The organism is Thioclava sp., assembly GCF_048263065.1.
Taxonomy (GTDB): Bacteria; Pseudomonadota; Alphaproteobacteria; order Rhodobacterales; family Rhodobacteraceae; genus Thioclava.
Genome location: NZ_JBLXEM010000006.1, coordinates 268,969 through 284,507 on the forward strand (window position 1 = coordinate 268,969; position 15,539 = coordinate 284,507).

Genomic DNA, 15,539 nt, shown 5'->3' on the forward strand with positions numbered 1-15,539 from the left:
GGCCCCGTTCGCCTGCAGCATCTGTGGAAAGCGTATTGCGACCTTTGTGTCCCGAGTGAGCCCCCAAGAAATTTACGACAGAGCCTGCACCTATCCCAGCAAGCGAAGTGCCGGGGGCGTCTGATCCGCGTATTTGGAGGCGAACCGCGCTTCGACATTGCCAAGGGCCTGTTTGATAGCCATTTCGGCGCGATCGGTCGCGCGGGCTTGGGGATGAACCGAGCCACCCACTGAAACATGGAACGCGATCCCAAGATCCGCCCCGAGCTTTGAGAGCTTGTGGTTCAGCATGCGGCCGGTTGCTTGCTCAAAATCGAGCGAAGCGATGTCTCGGGTTTGGCTTGTGACCGTCACGAATGTTCCGTTGCCGGAATATGCCATCATGAAACCGTTCGAGGCAAAAACTTCGGCGATGCTTTCGGCGGCCTCGGAGAGAAGCGACATAAACTGCGCCGAGGTTGATTTCTGATAGATCAGGTCGAGTTGGTCGATCTTGAAGGCCGTTACGCGCGCTTGCGCCGTGGCCGAGATCGGCATTTGCCGCAGATAGTTTTGCAGGGACTGGTAGTCGATCAGGTTCGGCAGGGCGCCATGAACAAGCGTGTCATAAAGACCAGCTTTGCCTTGGCTATCCTGGCGGGAAATTCCGTGGGCCTGCGCGGCCAACTGGTCGTTGCGACGCAAAGTGCAGTGTTTATGTGCAGATTTGAGGCGGTCTTCAAAGGCCGCGATCTCGAAAGGTTTGGTCACGAAATCGGTCGCGCCCGCCTTGTAGGCGCGCCCGAGGCTCTCGATATCGCGCATGCCGGTCAGCATGATGATCGGGGCGTCGCTATAGACGGAATTCGTGCGAACACGCGCGCACAGGTCAATCCCGTCCATGCCCGGCATACGAATATCGAGCAAGAGGCAGTCGAAGGGTGTCGGGCTTGCGGCGATTAAATCAAGCGCCTCCTCGGCGCTCGATGCCACGGTGACATCCGCAAAGCCCGCATTGCCTGCGATGGCGGGCACAATATCAAGAATGAAGGGGTCGTCGTCGACGGCCAAAATGCGAATCGCGTCATTCGCACCACGTCCGATCATCGGTTCGGTCCCGGTGATCTCGATAGCTTCCGACTGCGCCTGTTTCGCGTTTCTGCCCAGACCGAACCGGCGCATCACGCTATCAGTCGCGAAGAATAGCAGCGCTGCGCCGAGCACGGCGGATGAACCGATCAGCATGTAGATTCCAACGGCCGAGAGGAAGGAATATCCACGCGCCAATGCTACGAAGAAAGCGACGAACCCGGCAGAAACACCTGCAATAATATAGCCTAAAATCAATTTCCTGCTCCTACGTTCAGTCGCACTGCCTCTATTTTCTTGCTGCGGTGCAGAACGCGGCACATTAAATCGCGCCATTCTTGTTTTCAGCCCTGCCCACAAATTTTTGGTAGGGCTGAAATGTGTTCGAAATTGGGCAAATCGCGCACAACCTCTACGTGCGATGAAGTTTTTTTTGAATTCGTTGCCAATTTCATCGAAGCACAGCACAGCGGCGACGCTCACCGCCAGATTTATTCGACAATCTACACAATTCTATTAATGAGCCATGAATTGACCACATTCATGGGGTCAAACTCGCCTTAAGGTTTCAGATTACGTCTTTGATCAACCCATGCATTGGTTGGTTCAAAGTTCAGAGAAAGGTTCAGGCATGCAGATCCTAGTTGTAGACGACGAGCCAATCTTCCTTCGGCTGCTCACTGCGCAACTGGAAACTCTTGGGTATTGCGACGTGAATACGGTAGGATCGGGTCGTGAGGCGCTTTCCCGTCTGCAAACACCAACTGACACCTATGATTTGATCATGCTGGATATTCGGATGCCCGAGATGGATGGCGTCACGTTGTGCCGCCATATTCGGACCATCCCGGCATATCGCGAGACGCCGATCATCATGGTTACGGCGATGTCTGATAAATCCTATATCGACGACGCCTTTGCGGCCGGGGCGCTGGATTATATCACGAAGCCACTCGACCGGGTCGAACTCAAGGCCCGCCTTGGAATTGTCTTGCGATTGCATATGCAGCAAAAGGCCACTGCCGCTGCGGCAGCGAACGCCTCCCTGTCATCCTATTCGATCGCTCCGCCCCTTGAATTCGACGATCCGATTGCTCTGCTCAATGTTGATCGCCTTCTGAGCGCGACCGCTTTGGAAAACTACCTGCTGACGCTCGGCTTGGGACGCATGCACGGGCTTCGCGCGTTTGCAGTCTCGATAAAGAACGCCGATCAGTTCTTTATGGCAGGAACCCCTGGGAGCTTTGTGGACATGATTGGCGATGTTGCCACCGTCGTTCAGGACTGCCTGAAGACAGAAGATGTCATGATGTCCTACTCTGGCGGCGGCATATTCGTCTGCATATTGCGGGGTGAGCACGGTTATGACGCCGAACTCCTGACAGCGACAGCGAACTTTAGTATGAGTGATTTCGAACCGATCTACAGCGACGCGAACATGTCCTTGCCTGACATTCAATTTGGAAACCTCGCACGCATGCCGTCGCTGTCCTTCGGGCGGCCGACGCGTCTGTTGCAACTGGCAAAGATGCAGGTCAACGCCGTCGAGACTTATTCACCTTTGAAACGTCGTCTGAATCGCCGACGCATTGGCGACCTGTGAAAAGAAGGGATGACACGATGGCTATCTTGCAAGCAGAACACTCCTCCGAAGATCAGAGCATCGCTTCGGTGATCGCGCGTATCCGAGGGGAATTCGTCGCGACGCTCATGGAGCGCAGTCTTGTGCTGGAATCTCTCAAGAAAGAGGCGACCTCTACTCAACACCCGGACCGCGCGATTTCCGAGATGGGCGAAATGGCCCACAAAATTGCCGGGGTCGCCGAGACATTGGGGTTTCCACAGCTCGGCAGAATATCGCTGCAGCTGGACGGCATCATCGGGTCTGCGCGATCAACCAAACAGGCAGCGTCACAGACGTGGCGCATCGCTGAAGATGTCGTAGAGGATCTGCTCGACGAGATGGAAGCGCTGCTCGATCAATCCGAAAGCTGAGCCGAGGCGCGCTTTTAGACCTCCTCCAGAAGCGCCACGGCCGCATGACAAATCTGTTTCGCGGAAACAGGTTTGGCGATGGTCACGTCGAACCCCGCCTCGATATATTCGCTGATCTGGTAGGGCATGACATTCGCGGTCACTGCGATTGCACTCGTGTAGGGCCGGCCACTGCTGGCTTCGGCTTCCCGAATCTTCTGAAGCGCAGTTTTCCCGTCCATCACCGGCATGGCGATATCCAGAAGCAGAAGATCGAATTTCTGCTCTTCCCACGCATTTAGTGCCTCCAACCCGTTTGACGTGACAACACTGGTTGCGCCAAGTTGATGAACGAGGTGCTTGAGAACGGTACAGTTGGTCGCGTTGTCGTCAGCGATGAGAACATGGCGCCCTTTCAGCGACATATCAGCCGCTTCGACTCGTTTTGGCTGCACGGGTAAGCCCTCATCGACAGGGAGCGGCAATTCTACGGTGATCTTCGTCCCTACGCCAAGCTCGGACTGTATCGAAATGGTCCCGTGCATCATCTCGATCAGGGTTTTGGTAATCGACATGCCCAGACCTGTCCCACCGAAGCGACGCGTGATCGACGAGTCCGCTTGCGTGAAATCGTTGTGAATCTCGGCGATGTGCTTCTCGCTCATCCCGATGCCTGTATCAGAAACCTCAATGACAAACGGGCGGCCCGGTTTCCCTTTCAGGTTGACGCTCACTTCACCCGTGTCAGTGAACTTGATCGCATTGCTGATCAGGTTATTCAGGATCTGTCGAATGCGATGTGAATCGCCGACGCGGGATTTCTGCGCGCCCATCCCAATACTGACTTCGAAGTCGAGACCTTTCTCATCAGCGCGCAATTGGTGCAGTTCTTCGACGCGCATCGCTAGCTCAGTGGGGTCGAACGGGAGCAACTCTAGTTCAAGCTTACGGGCTTCGATCTTCGACATATCCAAGATGTCGTTGAGAATGTTGAGTAACGATTCCCCGGAATTTCGTATTGTCTGGATCATCTTTTTCTTGGCGGGGTCCCTCAGCGTATTGTCCAAAACCTCGGCCATCCCAAGCACGCCGTTCAAAGGGGTTCTGATCTCATGACTCATATTCGCCAAGAACAGTGTTTTCGATTTGCTGGCTTCCTCGGCGTTCAACTTGGCACGATAGAGCTGCGTGATATCCGAACCGACTCCCCTGAAGCCCAGAAATTCACCCTCGGCATTGTACGCCGGAGCGCCGTTGAAACGTAGCCAACGATGTTCTCCGCTTTGCTTGGAATAGACTTCGCAAACGAAATCCCGAAACGACTCGCGGGCCTCCAGCTTGGCCACCAAATTATTCCAGTTCGGGCTTGCCCGTTCATAAGGGCGATCCTCAAGCCATTCCTGTAAGGTGCTGCCCAAAAGTTCGCGCTTGTTCTCGCCCGACATGTTGCGAAACTTGCGATGCGACAGGAATTGAAAACGCATATCGCTATCTTGTTCCCAGAACAGATCGTCACTGACCGCCGCGATATCGGCCAGCCGTTTTTCAGCCGTATTGCGATCGTTGAATGCGCGTACCAGATCAGATTTTGCGGCCTGAAGTGCCTCTTCACGAGCCTTCTGTTCGCTGATATCAATCTGAAGCCCTGCTATGAACGCCGCACGCCCGTGACGGTCACGCGATACGACCTTCGCCCGGTCTAGCAACCAGACCCAATGCCCGTCCTGATGGCGCATTCGGTATTCTGCAATGAGCGAATCCGTTTTTCCCGCGATGCTACGCTTCACGCCCTCTTCGACAGCGTCGATATCGTCAGGGTGCACGAGAGAGCGCCACGAGTTGTAGGTGATCGGCCCGACGTCACTGGAAGAGTATCCAAGCATTTCAACCCATTGTTGATTGCCTGTCTGAGTATCGGTGATCAAATCCCAATCCCAGGTCCCGATATGTGCCCCTTCGAGAAGGTTCAACAAACGACTTTCTGCCAGCTTGAGGTCTGAAATTTCCATGTGAATCCCTGACATGATCGCAGGGACTCCGTTCGCGTCAAAAGCGGCCACACGCCCTTGAGATTTCACCCACACCAGACGACCGCTCTTGTGAAACATTTGTATCTCGGCTTCGATTGTATCTATCTCACCGGCCTGAACCTTTTCCGACTCTTTCTTTAGAAGTTCGAGAGAATCCGGATGCACGAGGTTTTCGAACCGATCAAACGTCATGAGATCGAACTCATCAATCGAATAACCCAGCATTTCCGCCCAACGCGCGTTAATCTTGTGCTGGCCCGTGGAAAGTGTCCATTCCCAAGTGCCAAGCCCCGCACCGTCGATTGCAGCCCGCATGCGCGCCTTTTCGATTGGACAACCACCAATGTCGACGCATTGAACAAGTGTCGTCCCGCTGGGCAGCAATCTGATCTTGAGATCAAGGATGCGCCCATTGGAAATCATGACTCTCTTGTTTCCTAGGTCACTGGACTCAGCTGACTCCCCCCCCGGAAGGGCAAGTTTCAACGCGAGCTTTTCGATCGTTTCTTTCGCGCCATCCAAGGTCTCCAGAGACCCCTCATACTCCTTGAAGAAAAGCTTGAAGGGGCCATTGCGAAAGCTGATCTGACCATTTGCATCGAAAAAGGCGATGCCCATGTCCACCCTATCGGCGGCTTCGACGAGATCGCTTCTCAAGGCACCTTCGCCCAGCGGGGCACGATGTAAAGCATTGCTGATCGCTTGAAGAATCTTGACGATTTCATCGTCACAAATATTGGCTTGCCGAGCGACCTGTTGGGCAACATCGAACGTCAGGACTACGCAAACATTTCCTACCGCATCTTTCGCCGCCAAGCTTTGAACCGCAGCGCTCTCGACGCATTCGCCACAGGTATTCGCACGGTTTTGAGACGACAATTTGGCGGCCAAACGATGCGCTTCCAACGTGGCCTCATGGCGCATTTCGATGCCAATCTGCTGGATCAGATCAAGCTCTTTGCTGGGCGCGACGGCAAAGAGACAAATGGTTTCAGCGTTGATTTCACACTTCAGCAAGTTCAAAACGCCATCAAGACCTGAGCGAATTTCATGATCCGCCAGAGCCGCGAGCTTGAATAATGCCTGGATGAGGATGGGGCTATCCGTTTTCCCAGTATGGTCGGTCTGCGAAGCTTCGCTGGCTACCACTTTTGTGTCTTGCCTCATTCAATCTCACCATTTTTTCGCTGCTCGGCGCTTGTTATGAGATCGACTATAGAGCGATAGCCTTCGCAACAGTCCAGCCCCTGAGCGTCTCTTCCTGACATTGATCGATAATGTGACCAAAACAACTCAAGGGAGATCAGTAGGTTGGCCGCCCCGACAGCTACGTGTTCGCCAAAAGCGAATTGATTGTATCAATCAGATCGTCTCGTCGAAGCGGCTTGGCAAGATGGATGCATCTGGAGCCGGCAATGGACGCATCTTTTGTATGCGATGTGTCAGCGCTGAGGCGGATGATGGGTGTGCGTGCGTTGAGCGATGCGCTGGCCTTCAGGTGCCGAATGATGCGGTCACCGGTTATGAAGGGCATATTTTGATCGAAGATCATCAGATCATACTGGTTGGTCGTAGCCGTTTCCAACGCGGCGCGCCCATCCTTGACCACCGTCAAGTCAAGCGTGGGGATAGCCGACAGATAGGCGAGTATAACCTGTCTGTTCGTCTCATCATCTTCGGCCAGAAGCACCCGGGTGGCCGGACTTGTATTAGGTTTGTTCATCGCTGCCTCTCAAGCAAACCACGTTTACCTCACGTTTAGCCTGCTTGCACTGCTTATCGTTAAGAAAAGGCTAAAAATGGTCGTTTTCTGAGCAAAGCCCGATCAACTGTGGCCGAAACCTGTCCGCTGTCAGTCGCGCATACCAATTGTCGCTACCTTGCCGCTTATCCGGCCTGAACTTGTTAGCAGACTTGCAGTGCTGCTGACGTAACTCTCCGTGCGCCGTTTTCGCTAAACATCTGTTGCTAAAGACTGTTCAGGAAAACGAGATGAAAATGCAGCCAAAACCACATGCGGACTGTGTACTGTTGTGCACGAAGCGCCCCTGCAGCATCTTATGTTGAATGTGTGGATATGCCGTTACTCGCGGGACATTTCCTTTAACCTCCCAAGATTGGGAAGAAGGGGATGTTGATGACCAAGGATCAACGAAGGAACGACCACACAGTATTCGAAGCCGAACGCATGCACCTGTCGATAAAGGCCATCTCGTGTCGAACCTGCCAAATAGTATACTAAGACAGTCCCACCACCCGGAAAGCCTCTTGGGCAACCGGTTGTCAACAGCGGAGTAAAAGTCGACCACGCGGGGGCGCAAAATTAGGCCACTTTGGGGTTGATCGTGACGGATGCAAACGGCGGTAACGGCCAGCCATCCGTGCTCACCAAATAGCTGGCGGTTGACTGGCTGCCTTGGCCCGTTAGGGCCAAGTCTATTTGTTTTGGTCAGTGGATAACGCCAGCCTTGCGCGCACGGCTTTGTGCAAGGCGATATCTCTCGCCGTTCATCTCCAGGATATTGACGTGATAGGTTAGGCGATCGAGGAGCGCGCCGGTGAGCCGCTCAGAGCCGAAGGTCTCGGTCCATTCATCGAATAACCTGTGTGGATGGCTCCTGCATAGCAAGACATTTTTGATCTGATTTGTGCATTTGTCAGAAGCAGTCATGTGTCCGGCCTGTTTGCACGATTTTGACCGCTAGCCCTGATGGGCTCCGCAAACCAAGTCCCTATCAGCTTAGCGGGCTACAATGCCCGAGCTATCCGCCGTTCACGATCGATCAGTTCCAGTTCGACCAGGCGCGTCAGGAACTGGACATGGTCCAGTCCCTCGGTGGCGCATTGGTGCGCCACCTTCTCATACTCACGCAGGAAGGTTGGCAGCTTCAGCATTTTGAGGTGATGGCTGAGCAGGAGCTTGAGGTCATGGGGCATTCCGCTGCCTCCGGCATCAGAGCCATGTAGCTGGCCGCCGAGGTCGTCTCGACCTTGGCCCTTGGCAAATAGGGATAAGCATCGAGAGCGAGCCTTAGGGGGGCGCCTCTCGACTTGACAGAGGACAAGGTGCTTGACCGCGTCGAAGCCGACCGCGCCGAGCTTCGGGGCCTGCTTCGCGGCGGCGTGCAGATCATCCATGAACTGGCGGAAGTGACGCCGATGCCGAATAGTAACGGGTCGCTCGGTCATGCCTACGCGCCGCCTGCAAAAGGAGCAAGTCGCACATAGTTTTGGCATTTTGTTGAAAAACAATGGCGCTCACTGGCGCGGATAAACAGTCACTTTGGCGGGGGAAAGCCCGCGCGCGCAACGTAGTCTCGCGGTGCGCGCGCTTTGCGCCCAGTTCACGTTTTGCAAACATTGTTGACACGAAAAATTTTATCCGTTTGGTTTAATTTATGTCGGAGCCGGGGCCGAGGCGGGCTGCTGATGGCAGGGTCGCACCGCACCCAATCACAATAAACCGATGCCAACAGAGAGAGACTGAAATGTTCCATAGCCGTTTTCTGGCCAGTGTCGCCGTAAGTAGTTTGCTGCTTGGCGCTGCCCCCACGCTCACCTATGCCGAGACCCCGCCCGATACGTTGATTCAGGCGTGGTCGATTGACGATATCATCACGCTTGACCCCGCGGAAATCTTCGAATTCACCGCCTCTGAAATCGCGGGAAACACCTATGAGACGTTGATCGGATACAACCCGAAGGACGTGTCCGACATCTACGGTCGCGCGGCTGACAGTTGGACTGTGTCCGACGATGGCAAGACCATTCACTTCAAGATGAAAGAGGGGCGCAAATTTGCCTCGGGCAACCCGATCACGGCAGCGGATGCGGTATTCTCGCTGGTGCGCGCGGTCAAATTGGATAAATCGCCCGCCTTTATCATCGGCCAGCTTGGTTTCACCCCCGACAATGTCGAGCAGAACATCAAGCAAACCGGCGAATACACGTTCGATTTCACCATGGATAAACCCTATGCGACGACGCTGGCGCTGTATTGTCTGACCGCAACCGTGGCCTCGGTTGTGGATGAGAAACTGGTGATGGAGCACGCGAAGGACGGCGATTACGGCTATGACTGGCTCAAGACGCATTACGCGGGCTCTGGCCCCTTCACGATCAAGGACTGGCGCCCGAACGAGGCCGTGATCCTTGAGCGCGACGAAAATTACTCCGGTGATGCCCCAGCGATGAAGCGCGTGATTTACCGCCACATCCCCGAGACATCGACCCAGCGCCTGCTCTTGGAAAAGGGCGATATCGACATCGCGCGTAACCTGACGGCGGATGATATCGCGGCGCTCAAAAGCGACGAGAATATCGAGCTTGAAAGCGGCATCAAAGGCACGCTTTACTACCTCGGTCTGAACCAGAAGAACGAATACCTGTCCAAGCCCAAGGTCCGCGAGGCGATGAAATATCTCCTTGATTATGACACGATCGCCAACACGATCATGTCGGGCAAGGTCAAGGTTCACCAAGCCTTCTTGCCCGAAGGTTTCTTAGGGGCCTATAACGAAAATCCCTATAACCTGAATATCGACAAGGCAAAGGAACTGCTGTCAGAAGCCGGCCTGTCGGACGGGTTCAAGGTGACGATGGACACGCGCAACACCCCCGAGATCACGGCGATGGCGCAAGCGATGCAACAGACGATGTCCAAGGCGGGCATTGATTTGGAACTGATCCCGGGCGATGGCAAACAGACGCTGACGAAATACCGCGCGCGCAATCACGACATCTATATCGGGCGTTGGGGGCCGGATTTCCAAGATCCCCATACGAACGCGTCGACCTTTGCCTTTAACCCGGACAATTCCGACGATGCCACGTCGAAACCGCTAGCATGGCGCAACGCTTGGGACATCCCCGAGCTGACCAAGGCAACCGATGCCGCGATGCTAGAGCGTGACGCCAAGAAGCGCGCCGACATGTATGTCGATGAACAGAAGAAAGTGCTCGATAACGGTCCCTTCGTGATCTACGCGCAGGAAATCGAGGTGCTGGGCGCGCGCAAGGATGTCAAAGGCATCGTCATCGGCCCGTCGTTTAACGACAACAACTTCGCGCATGTGACCAAGTGATATGGTGACAACGACTCTCAGCGGGCGCCGTAGCGCCCGCTGGATCATGAAGATCCTCTCCACATTGGGTACGGTCGCGGTCACCTTTCTGGGGCTGCTGATCGTAACATTCCTGATCGGGCGCGTCGTGCCGGTCGATCCGGTGCTGTCGGTCGTCGGAGACCGCGCAACGCAGGCGCAATATGACGCGGCTTATCACGCGCTTGGCCTTGATAAACCGCTGATCGAGCAATTCTGGATCTGGCTAATGAACGTGTTTCGGGGCGATCTGGGGATTTCGAATCTGACCACTCGCCCGATTTCCGAAGACATTGCGCGGGTTTTTCCCGCCACGCTGGAACTGGCAACGGTGTCGATCATTCTGGGCACTTTGATCGGCATTCCGCTGGGTGTCTGGGCGGCGGTGCGTCAGGGCAAACTTGTCGATCAAGTTGTGCGGGTCGTGGGGTTGATTGGCTATTCCGCGCCAGTCTTCTGGCTGGGTCTGATGGGACTGCTGCTGTTCTACTTCAAAATGGGTCTGATTTCGGGGCCGGGGCGGATCGATCTGTCTTACGAATATGATTTCACGCCAGTGACCGGGCTGTTCCTGATCGATACCGCGATGCAGGGCGCATGGGGCGCGTTTGCCAATGTGTTTTCACACATCATCCTGCCCGCCTCGCTGCTGGGCTATCTGTCGTTGGCCTATATCAGCCGGATGACGCGATCCTTTATGCTCAATGAGCTGGGGCAGGAATATATCACCACCGCGCGCGTTAAAGGCGTGCCGGAATGGCGCATCATCTGGGGGCAGGCGCTGCGCAATGCCGCGGTGCCGCTGGTGACGGTTGTCGCCCTTAGCTATGCGAGCCTGCTTGAGGGCTCTGTGCTGACCGAAACGGTCTTTGCTTGGCCCGGACTTGGGCAATATCTGACCAATTCGCTGCAAAACGCCGATATGAACGCGGTGCTGGGAGGCACGCTGGTGATCGGCGCGATTTTTGTCGGGCTGAACATGCTTTCGGATCTGCTTTACACCCTGCTGGATGCGCGCACGAGGAACCAGAAATGAGCATGACCCGAGAGTGGCTTCTCAGCGATGCCCCGCTGTCGCGCCGTCAGGCAAAGCTGGGGCAAGCCTATCGCACATGGCTTGGCTTTCGCACCAACGGCTTGGCGATGTTTGGCCTGCTGATCGTTGTGGTGCTGGTGCTGCTGGCACTGTTTGCGCCTTGGCTGGCACCGCATAACCCGCTGACGGGGGATCTCAACACCACGCGCCTGCTGCCACCCCTGACCGAGGGCTACTGGCTGGGCACCGACGATCAGGGGCGCGATATTCTTTCGCGGTTGATCTATGGCTCGCGCATCACTTTGGCGGTGGTGGCGCTTGTGGCGATCTTGGCGACGCCGCTGGGACTGCTGATTGGCACAACGGCTGGCTATTTCGGCGGCTGGGTTGATACAGTGTTGATGCGCTTCACCGATATCGTTCTGGCCTTCCCCAAGCTGATCCTTGCGCTGGCGTTTGTGGCCGCGCTCGGGCCGGGAATTGAGAACGCGATCATCGCCATCGCGATCACCGCTTGGCCGCCCTATGCCCGCCTTGCGCGCGCCGAGACGCTGACGATCCGCAATTCCGATTTCATCGCCGCGACCAAGCTGCAAGGGGCGTCATCTGCGCGTATCATCTGGAAACATGTCGTGCCGCTGTGCATGTCCTCGATCATTGTGCGCGTCACCTTGGATATGGCGGGAATTATCCTGACGGCTGCGGGGCTTGGCTTTCTGGGGCTTGGCGCGCAGCCGCCGCAACCCGAATGGGGCGCGATGATTGCGGGCGGGCGCAACTTCCTGATCGATTACTGGTGGGTCGCCACGATGCCGGGGATTGCGATCTTTGTCGTCTCGCTGGGCTTTAATCTGCTGGGTGACGGGCTGCGCGACGTTCTTGATCCGAAGGGACAAAAATGAGCCTTCTCGAAGTTCAAAACCTTCACGTTACATTTCCGACCCGCAATGGTCCGGTTGATGTGGTGCGCGGCGTCAGCTTTAACCTTGGTCGGGAACGCCTTGGAATCGTCGGGGAAAGCGGATCTGGAAAATCGCAGACTGGGCGCGCGATCTTGGGTCTCACGCCGCAACCAGGCAGCGCGCGCGCCGACCGGCTGAACTTTGACGGGACCGATCTGCGCAACCTCTCACCAAAACAATGGCGCGGCTTGCGGGGCAAGCGGATGTCGATGGTGATGCAGGATCCGAAATTCTCGCTCAACCCGGTGGCGGCGGTGGGCAAGCAGTTGATGGAGGTTCTGCGCACCCACGGCGCGGGCCGCGCGGCCGCCAAGAAAGCGGCGCTTGAGATGCTGGAAGCGGTGCAGATCCGCGACCCTGAACGCGTCTTTCGGGCCTACCCCCACGAATTGTCGGGCGGAATGGGACAGCGCGTGATGATCGCGATGATGCTGGTATCCGAGCCCGATCTTCTGATCGCGGATGAGCCGACCTCAGCGCTTGATGTCACAATCCAGATCGAGGTGCTGCGCATTCTCGACCGCCTCGTAACGAAGCGCGGGATGGGGCTGATTTTCATCTCGCATGACCTGCGCCTTGTCAGCTCGTTCTGCGACCGGGTGCTGGTGATGTATGCCGGGCGCGTAGTTGAGGAGATTAGGGCCTCGGAACTGGAACAGGCCAAGCACCCCTATACGCAAGGGCTGATCAACTGCCTGCCCGACATTGATGAAGATCGTCATCCCCTTCCGGTGCTGGATCGTGACGGGGCTTGGGCAGAATGAGCGCACACATGCTGAAAGTTAATGATCTGGAAGTGACCTTTGTCAGCGGGTTGGATCAAGTCCACGCTGTGCGGGGGGTCAGTTTCGAGGTCAAACCGGGCGAGAGCTATGGCATCGTGGGCGAGTCCGGCTCGGGGAAATCCACCGTGCTGCGCGCGATTTGCGGTCTGGCGCCGACCACGGGCGGGGAGCTGCGCTTGAACGGGGCCGAGATCGCCACGCCGCGCCGCCCAGATTTCTATCGTCAGGTGCAGATGGTGTTTCAAGATCCCTACGCCTCGCTGCATCCGCGCCACACGATTGATTCCGTCTTGTCCGAACCGCTGGCGATCCAAGGGTTTGATCGCCGCGACGAACGCATTGCCCAAGCGCTCGAAGATGTGGGCTTGGGCGTCGGGTTTCGCTTTCGCTACCCCCATCAACTGTCAGGCGGACAGCGCCAGCGAGTCGCTGTGGCGCGCGCGCTGATCCTTGAGCCGCAGGTGATTTTGCTTGATGAGCCAACCTCAGCGCTCGATGCCTCGATTCAGGCCGAGGTGCTAAATCTGCTAGAGCGGCTGCGCGCCGAGCGCGGGCTGACCTATGTGATGGTGTCGCATGACCTGGCCGTGATTTCGCATATGTGCGAGCGCCTTCTGGTGATGGAGCGTGGGCTTGCAGTTGAGGAATTGACGCGCGAAGACCTGCGCGCGCGCCGCTCCAAAACTGACTACACAGCAAAACTTCTGCGCGCTTCCGCAGGCTACACGAAAGAGGACATACCAGCATGAGCGATCTGGTCCCGGTTTTTGACGGTCACAACGATTTCCTACTGCGGCTCTTGCGCGATCCCGAGGCCCGCGAAACCACCTGGCTGAGCAATACCGGCCAGGGGCATCTCGACCTGCCACGGATGCAAACGGGCGGTTTCGCGGGGGGCTTTTTCGCCGTCTATATTCCCTCGCCCAAGGCGCATGACGATCCCGATTTCGAACGCCAGATGCGCAACCCGCCCTATAACCTGCCGCTGCCCCCCGAAATCCCGTTCGGGCAAGCGCTGCCAGTCGCGATGGCAATGGTGGGCCATCTGCACTGGATGGAGCGCGAAGGCCATCTAAAGATTTGCCGCACAGTGGCCGAGATCAAATCCGCGATGGCGGCAGGCAAGATCGCCGCGATCCTACATATGGAAGGGGCGGAGGCGATCGGCCCTGATCTGGACGCGCTGCATGTTTGGCACGCCGCCGGACTGCGCAGTCTTGGCCCGGTTTGGTCGCGCCCGACGGCGTTCGGCCATGGCGTGCCTTTTGCCTTTCCTAGCTCGCCCGACACGGGCGATGGCCTAACCGACGCGGGCAAGCGATTGGTCAAGGAATGCAACGCTTTGCACATCCTGATCGACCTGAGCCATCTAAATGAAAAGGGCTTTGATGATGTCGCGGCGCTGTCGAATGCGCCCCTGATCGCAACCCATTCCAATGTCCATGCGATCTGTCCGTCCTCGCGCAATCTTACCGATCGCCAGCTTGCAATGATCCGCGAAAGCGACGGCATCGTGGGGTTGAATTATGCGGTGGGCTTTCTGCGCGAAGACGGGTTGTCCGAACCTTTCGCGGGATTTGATCCGATGTTGCGCCATCTCGATTATCTGATCGAAACACTGGGCGAGGATCGTGTCGGACTGGGGTCAGATTTCGACGGCGCGGAAATTCCGGCTGATCTGGGTGATGTCGCGGGCCTGCCGCGCCTGATCGAGGCGATGCACGCGCATGGCTATGACGCGCCGCTGATCGAGAAACTGGCCCATCGCAATTGGCTCGCCGCGCTGAATCGGGTCTGGGGGTAGGTGCCGCGCCGGAGGGTTTCTGCGCGGCGCAATGAATGACGATTCTCGAGCGCTGCACCCCGACATCGGCGATCAATATGCAAGGTCTGCTCTGGGCCGCTCAGGTCATAGCGTTGGATCGGCTGCCGCCCAACGCGCTGCGAGGCGGCTCAGGGCCATGGACCACCGATGCTTCGGAGGTCTAACGAGACCAAATAGGACATCTGGCGACCACTACGCCAGGCTCGTTCGGTTTTCGGGGCTGAGCGTCGGTAGCTCGCAGGAGTTGGACCTAGATCGAAAGCCCCATCACATCAATGATACCCTAAGTCATACAAGACGTTGGCGCTAAATTATCATGGTCACAAAACTTGATATTGTCGAGTTGCTCACGATCTAGGTCAGGCAATTCAAGGCTGAATTCCGCTTCGTCCAAAGGGGCGATCCAAATCGGTGTATCGGCAGAAAACTCCTTCTCCGTTCCATCCGCGTCACAGATGCTGACTGCAAGCCGCATCCAAGCAGTCACATGGTCAGGTGTCTTGTTTTGAAGCGTGCCACCCCAGCTCACTGTCCGTTGGTCCAATCGTGGTCCAGCGCGACCAGTCGCATGACAGTGTCTTTCCCCTTGCCTGAGTGGAAGGGCGCTGTGGCCTGCGAGTAACTGCGCGCCCTTCCCCGACATTGGCGACATGACCTTCAGCCCGAGATCTGAATTCCGATTTTGCCAATATGAGACTTATGGAGAAATGCCTCTTGCGCCGTAGGTAGCTCGCTTAGCGGGTAGGTTTCAGCGATA

The 15,539-nt window shown here is 56.5% G+C and carries 12 protein-coding genes and 3 pseudogenes; 9 read left to right on the forward strand and 6 right to left on the reverse strand.

Going from position 1 to position 15,539, the window contains the following annotated elements:
* Positions 1–90: 90 nt before the first annotated feature.
* Positions 91–1,326 (reverse strand): response regulator, encoded by a 1,236-nt coding sequence (locus tag ACN0SD_RS11290; RefSeq protein ID WP_417808341.1) that lies wholly within the window; start codon positions 1,324–1,326, stop codon positions 91–93.
* 373 nt (positions 1,327–1,699) lie between these two features.
* Here ACN0SD_RS11290 and ACN0SD_RS11295 point away from each other — a divergent pair, with 373 nt between their 5' ends.
* On the forward strand, positions 1,700–2,671 hold the full coding sequence (locus tag ACN0SD_RS11295) for a response regulator (RefSeq protein WP_417808342.1): 972 nt from the start codon (positions 1,700–1,702) through the stop codon (positions 2,669–2,671).
* A 17-nt stretch (positions 2,672–2,688) separates the two neighbouring features.
* Positions 2,689–3,063 (forward strand): Hpt domain-containing protein, encoded by a 375-nt coding sequence (locus tag ACN0SD_RS11300; RefSeq protein WP_417808343.1) that lies wholly within the window; start codon positions 2,689–2,691, stop codon positions 3,061–3,063.
* Between the two features lie 14 nt (positions 3,064–3,077).
* On the opposite strand, the gene ACN0SD_RS11305 is transcribed toward ACN0SD_RS11300, so the two are convergent.
* The 5 genes and pseudogenes from ACN0SD_RS11305 to ACN0SD_RS11325 all read right to left on the reverse strand — a co-directional run.
* On the reverse strand, positions 3,078–6,239 hold the full coding sequence (locus ACN0SD_RS11305) for a PAS domain-containing protein (protein ID WP_417808344.1): 3,162 nt from the start codon (positions 6,237–6,239) through the stop codon (positions 3,078–3,080).
* Positions 6,240–6,399: 160 nt separating this feature from the next.
* Entirely contained in the window at positions 6,400–6,795 is a 396-nt protein-coding gene (locus tag ACN0SD_RS11310; RefSeq protein WP_417808345.1) for a response regulator, read from the reverse strand.
* A gap of 726 nt (positions 6,796–7,521) precedes the next feature.
* Positions 7,522–7,671, reverse strand: a pseudogene (locus ACN0SD_RS11315) (ATP-binding protein); the annotation flags it as partial.
* A gap of 167 nt (positions 7,672–7,838) precedes the next feature.
* Positions 7,839–8,009, reverse strand: a pseudogene (locus tag ACN0SD_RS11320) (ATP-binding protein); the annotation flags it as partial.
* A pseudogene (locus ACN0SD_RS11325) lies at positions 7,961–8,204 on the reverse strand (hypothetical protein); the annotation flags it as partial. The pseudogenes ACN0SD_RS11325 and ACN0SD_RS11320, both read right to left, overlap by 49 nt.
* 356 nt (positions 8,205–8,560) lie before the next feature.
* Between ACN0SD_RS11325 and ACN0SD_RS11330 the strand changes: the two are divergent.
* The 7 genes from ACN0SD_RS11330 to ACN0SD_RS11360 are packed head-to-tail and all read left to right on the forward strand — an operon-like array spanning position 8,561 to position 14,946.
* Positions 8,561–10,156 carry an ABC transporter substrate-binding protein gene (locus tag ACN0SD_RS11330; protein ID WP_417808346.1) on the forward strand — a complete coding sequence of 532 codons (1,596 nt, stop codon included), beginning with the start codon at positions 8,561–8,563 and terminating at the stop codon, positions 10,154–10,156.
* A gap of 46 nt (positions 10,157–10,202) precedes the next feature.
* A complete protein-coding gene (locus tag ACN0SD_RS11335; RefSeq protein WP_417808347.1) occupies positions 10,203–11,210 on the forward strand; it encodes an ABC transporter permease in 1,008 nt (335 codons plus the stop codon).
* Positions 11,211–11,212: 2 nt separating this feature from the next.
* Positions 11,213–12,112 carry an ABC transporter permease gene (locus ACN0SD_RS11340; RefSeq protein WP_417808358.1) on the forward strand — a complete coding sequence of 300 codons (900 nt, stop codon included), beginning with the start codon at positions 11,213–11,215 and terminating at the stop codon, positions 12,110–12,112.
* Positions 12,109–12,936: an ABC transporter ATP-binding protein gene (locus ACN0SD_RS11345; RefSeq protein WP_417808348.1), complete on the forward strand. Its 828-nt coding sequence runs from the start codon at positions 12,109–12,111 to the stop codon at positions 12,934–12,936. Before ACN0SD_RS11340 ends, ACN0SD_RS11345 begins: the two co-directional genes overlap by 4 nt.
* Positions 12,937–12,944: 8 nt before the next feature.
* Positions 12,945–13,706 (forward strand): ABC transporter ATP-binding protein, encoded by a 762-nt coding sequence (locus ACN0SD_RS11350; RefSeq protein ID WP_417808349.1) that lies wholly within the window; start codon positions 12,945–12,947, stop codon positions 13,704–13,706.
* Positions 13,703–14,761, forward strand: coding sequence for a dipeptidase (locus ACN0SD_RS11355; RefSeq protein WP_417808350.1), 1,059 nt, complete (start codon positions 13,703–13,705; stop codon positions 14,759–14,761). Before ACN0SD_RS11350 ends, ACN0SD_RS11355 begins: the two co-directional genes overlap by 4 nt.
* 35 nt (positions 14,762–14,796) lie before the next feature.
* Positions 14,797–14,946: a hypothetical protein gene (locus ACN0SD_RS11360; RefSeq protein WP_417808351.1), complete on the forward strand. Its 150-nt coding sequence runs from the start codon at positions 14,797–14,799 to the stop codon at positions 14,944–14,946.
* The last annotated feature ends 593 nt before the right edge of the window (positions 14,947–15,539 follow it).

Bases quoted from the DNA above. Each gene is read 5' to 3' on its own strand.
- ACN0SD_RS11300 (WP_417808343.1), top strand. From the start codon at position 2,689: ATGGCTATCTTGCAAGCAGAACACTCCTCCGAAGATCAGAGCATCGCT.
- ACN0SD_RS11295 (WP_417808342.1), top strand. From the start codon at position 1,700: ATGCAGATCCTAGTTGTAGACGACGAGCCAATCTTCCTTCGGCTGCTC.
- ACN0SD_RS11305 (WP_417808344.1), bottom strand. From the start codon at position 6,239: ATGAGGCAAGACACAAAAGTGGTAGCCAGCGAAGCTTCGCAGACCGAC.
- ACN0SD_RS11350 (WP_417808349.1), top strand. From the start codon at position 12,945: ATGCTGAAAGTTAATGATCTGGAAGTGACCTTTGTCAGCGGGTTGGAT.
- ACN0SD_RS11355 (WP_417808350.1), top strand. From the start codon at position 13,703: ATGAGCGATCTGGTCCCGGTTTTTGACGGTCACAACGATTTCCTACTG.
- ACN0SD_RS11335 (WP_417808347.1), top strand. From the start codon at position 10,203: ATGAAGATCCTCTCCACATTGGGTACGGTCGCGGTCACCTTTCTGGGG.
- ACN0SD_RS11360 (WP_417808351.1), top strand. From the start codon at position 14,797: ATGACGATTCTCGAGCGCTGCACCCCGACATCGGCGATCAATATGCAA.
- ACN0SD_RS11310 (WP_417808345.1), bottom strand. From the start codon at position 6,795: ATGAACAAACCTAATACAAGTCCGGCCACCCGGGTGCTTCTGGCCGAA.
- ACN0SD_RS11340 (WP_417808358.1), top strand. From the start codon at position 11,213: ATGACCCGAGAGTGGCTTCTCAGCGATGCCCCGCTGTCGCGCCGTCAG.
- ACN0SD_RS11330 (WP_417808346.1), top strand. From the start codon at position 8,561: ATGTTCCATAGCCGTTTTCTGGCCAGTGTCGCCGTAAGTAGTTTGCTG.
- ACN0SD_RS11345 (WP_417808348.1), top strand. From the start codon at position 12,109: ATGAGCCTTCTCGAAGTTCAAAACCTTCACGTTACATTTCCGACCCGC.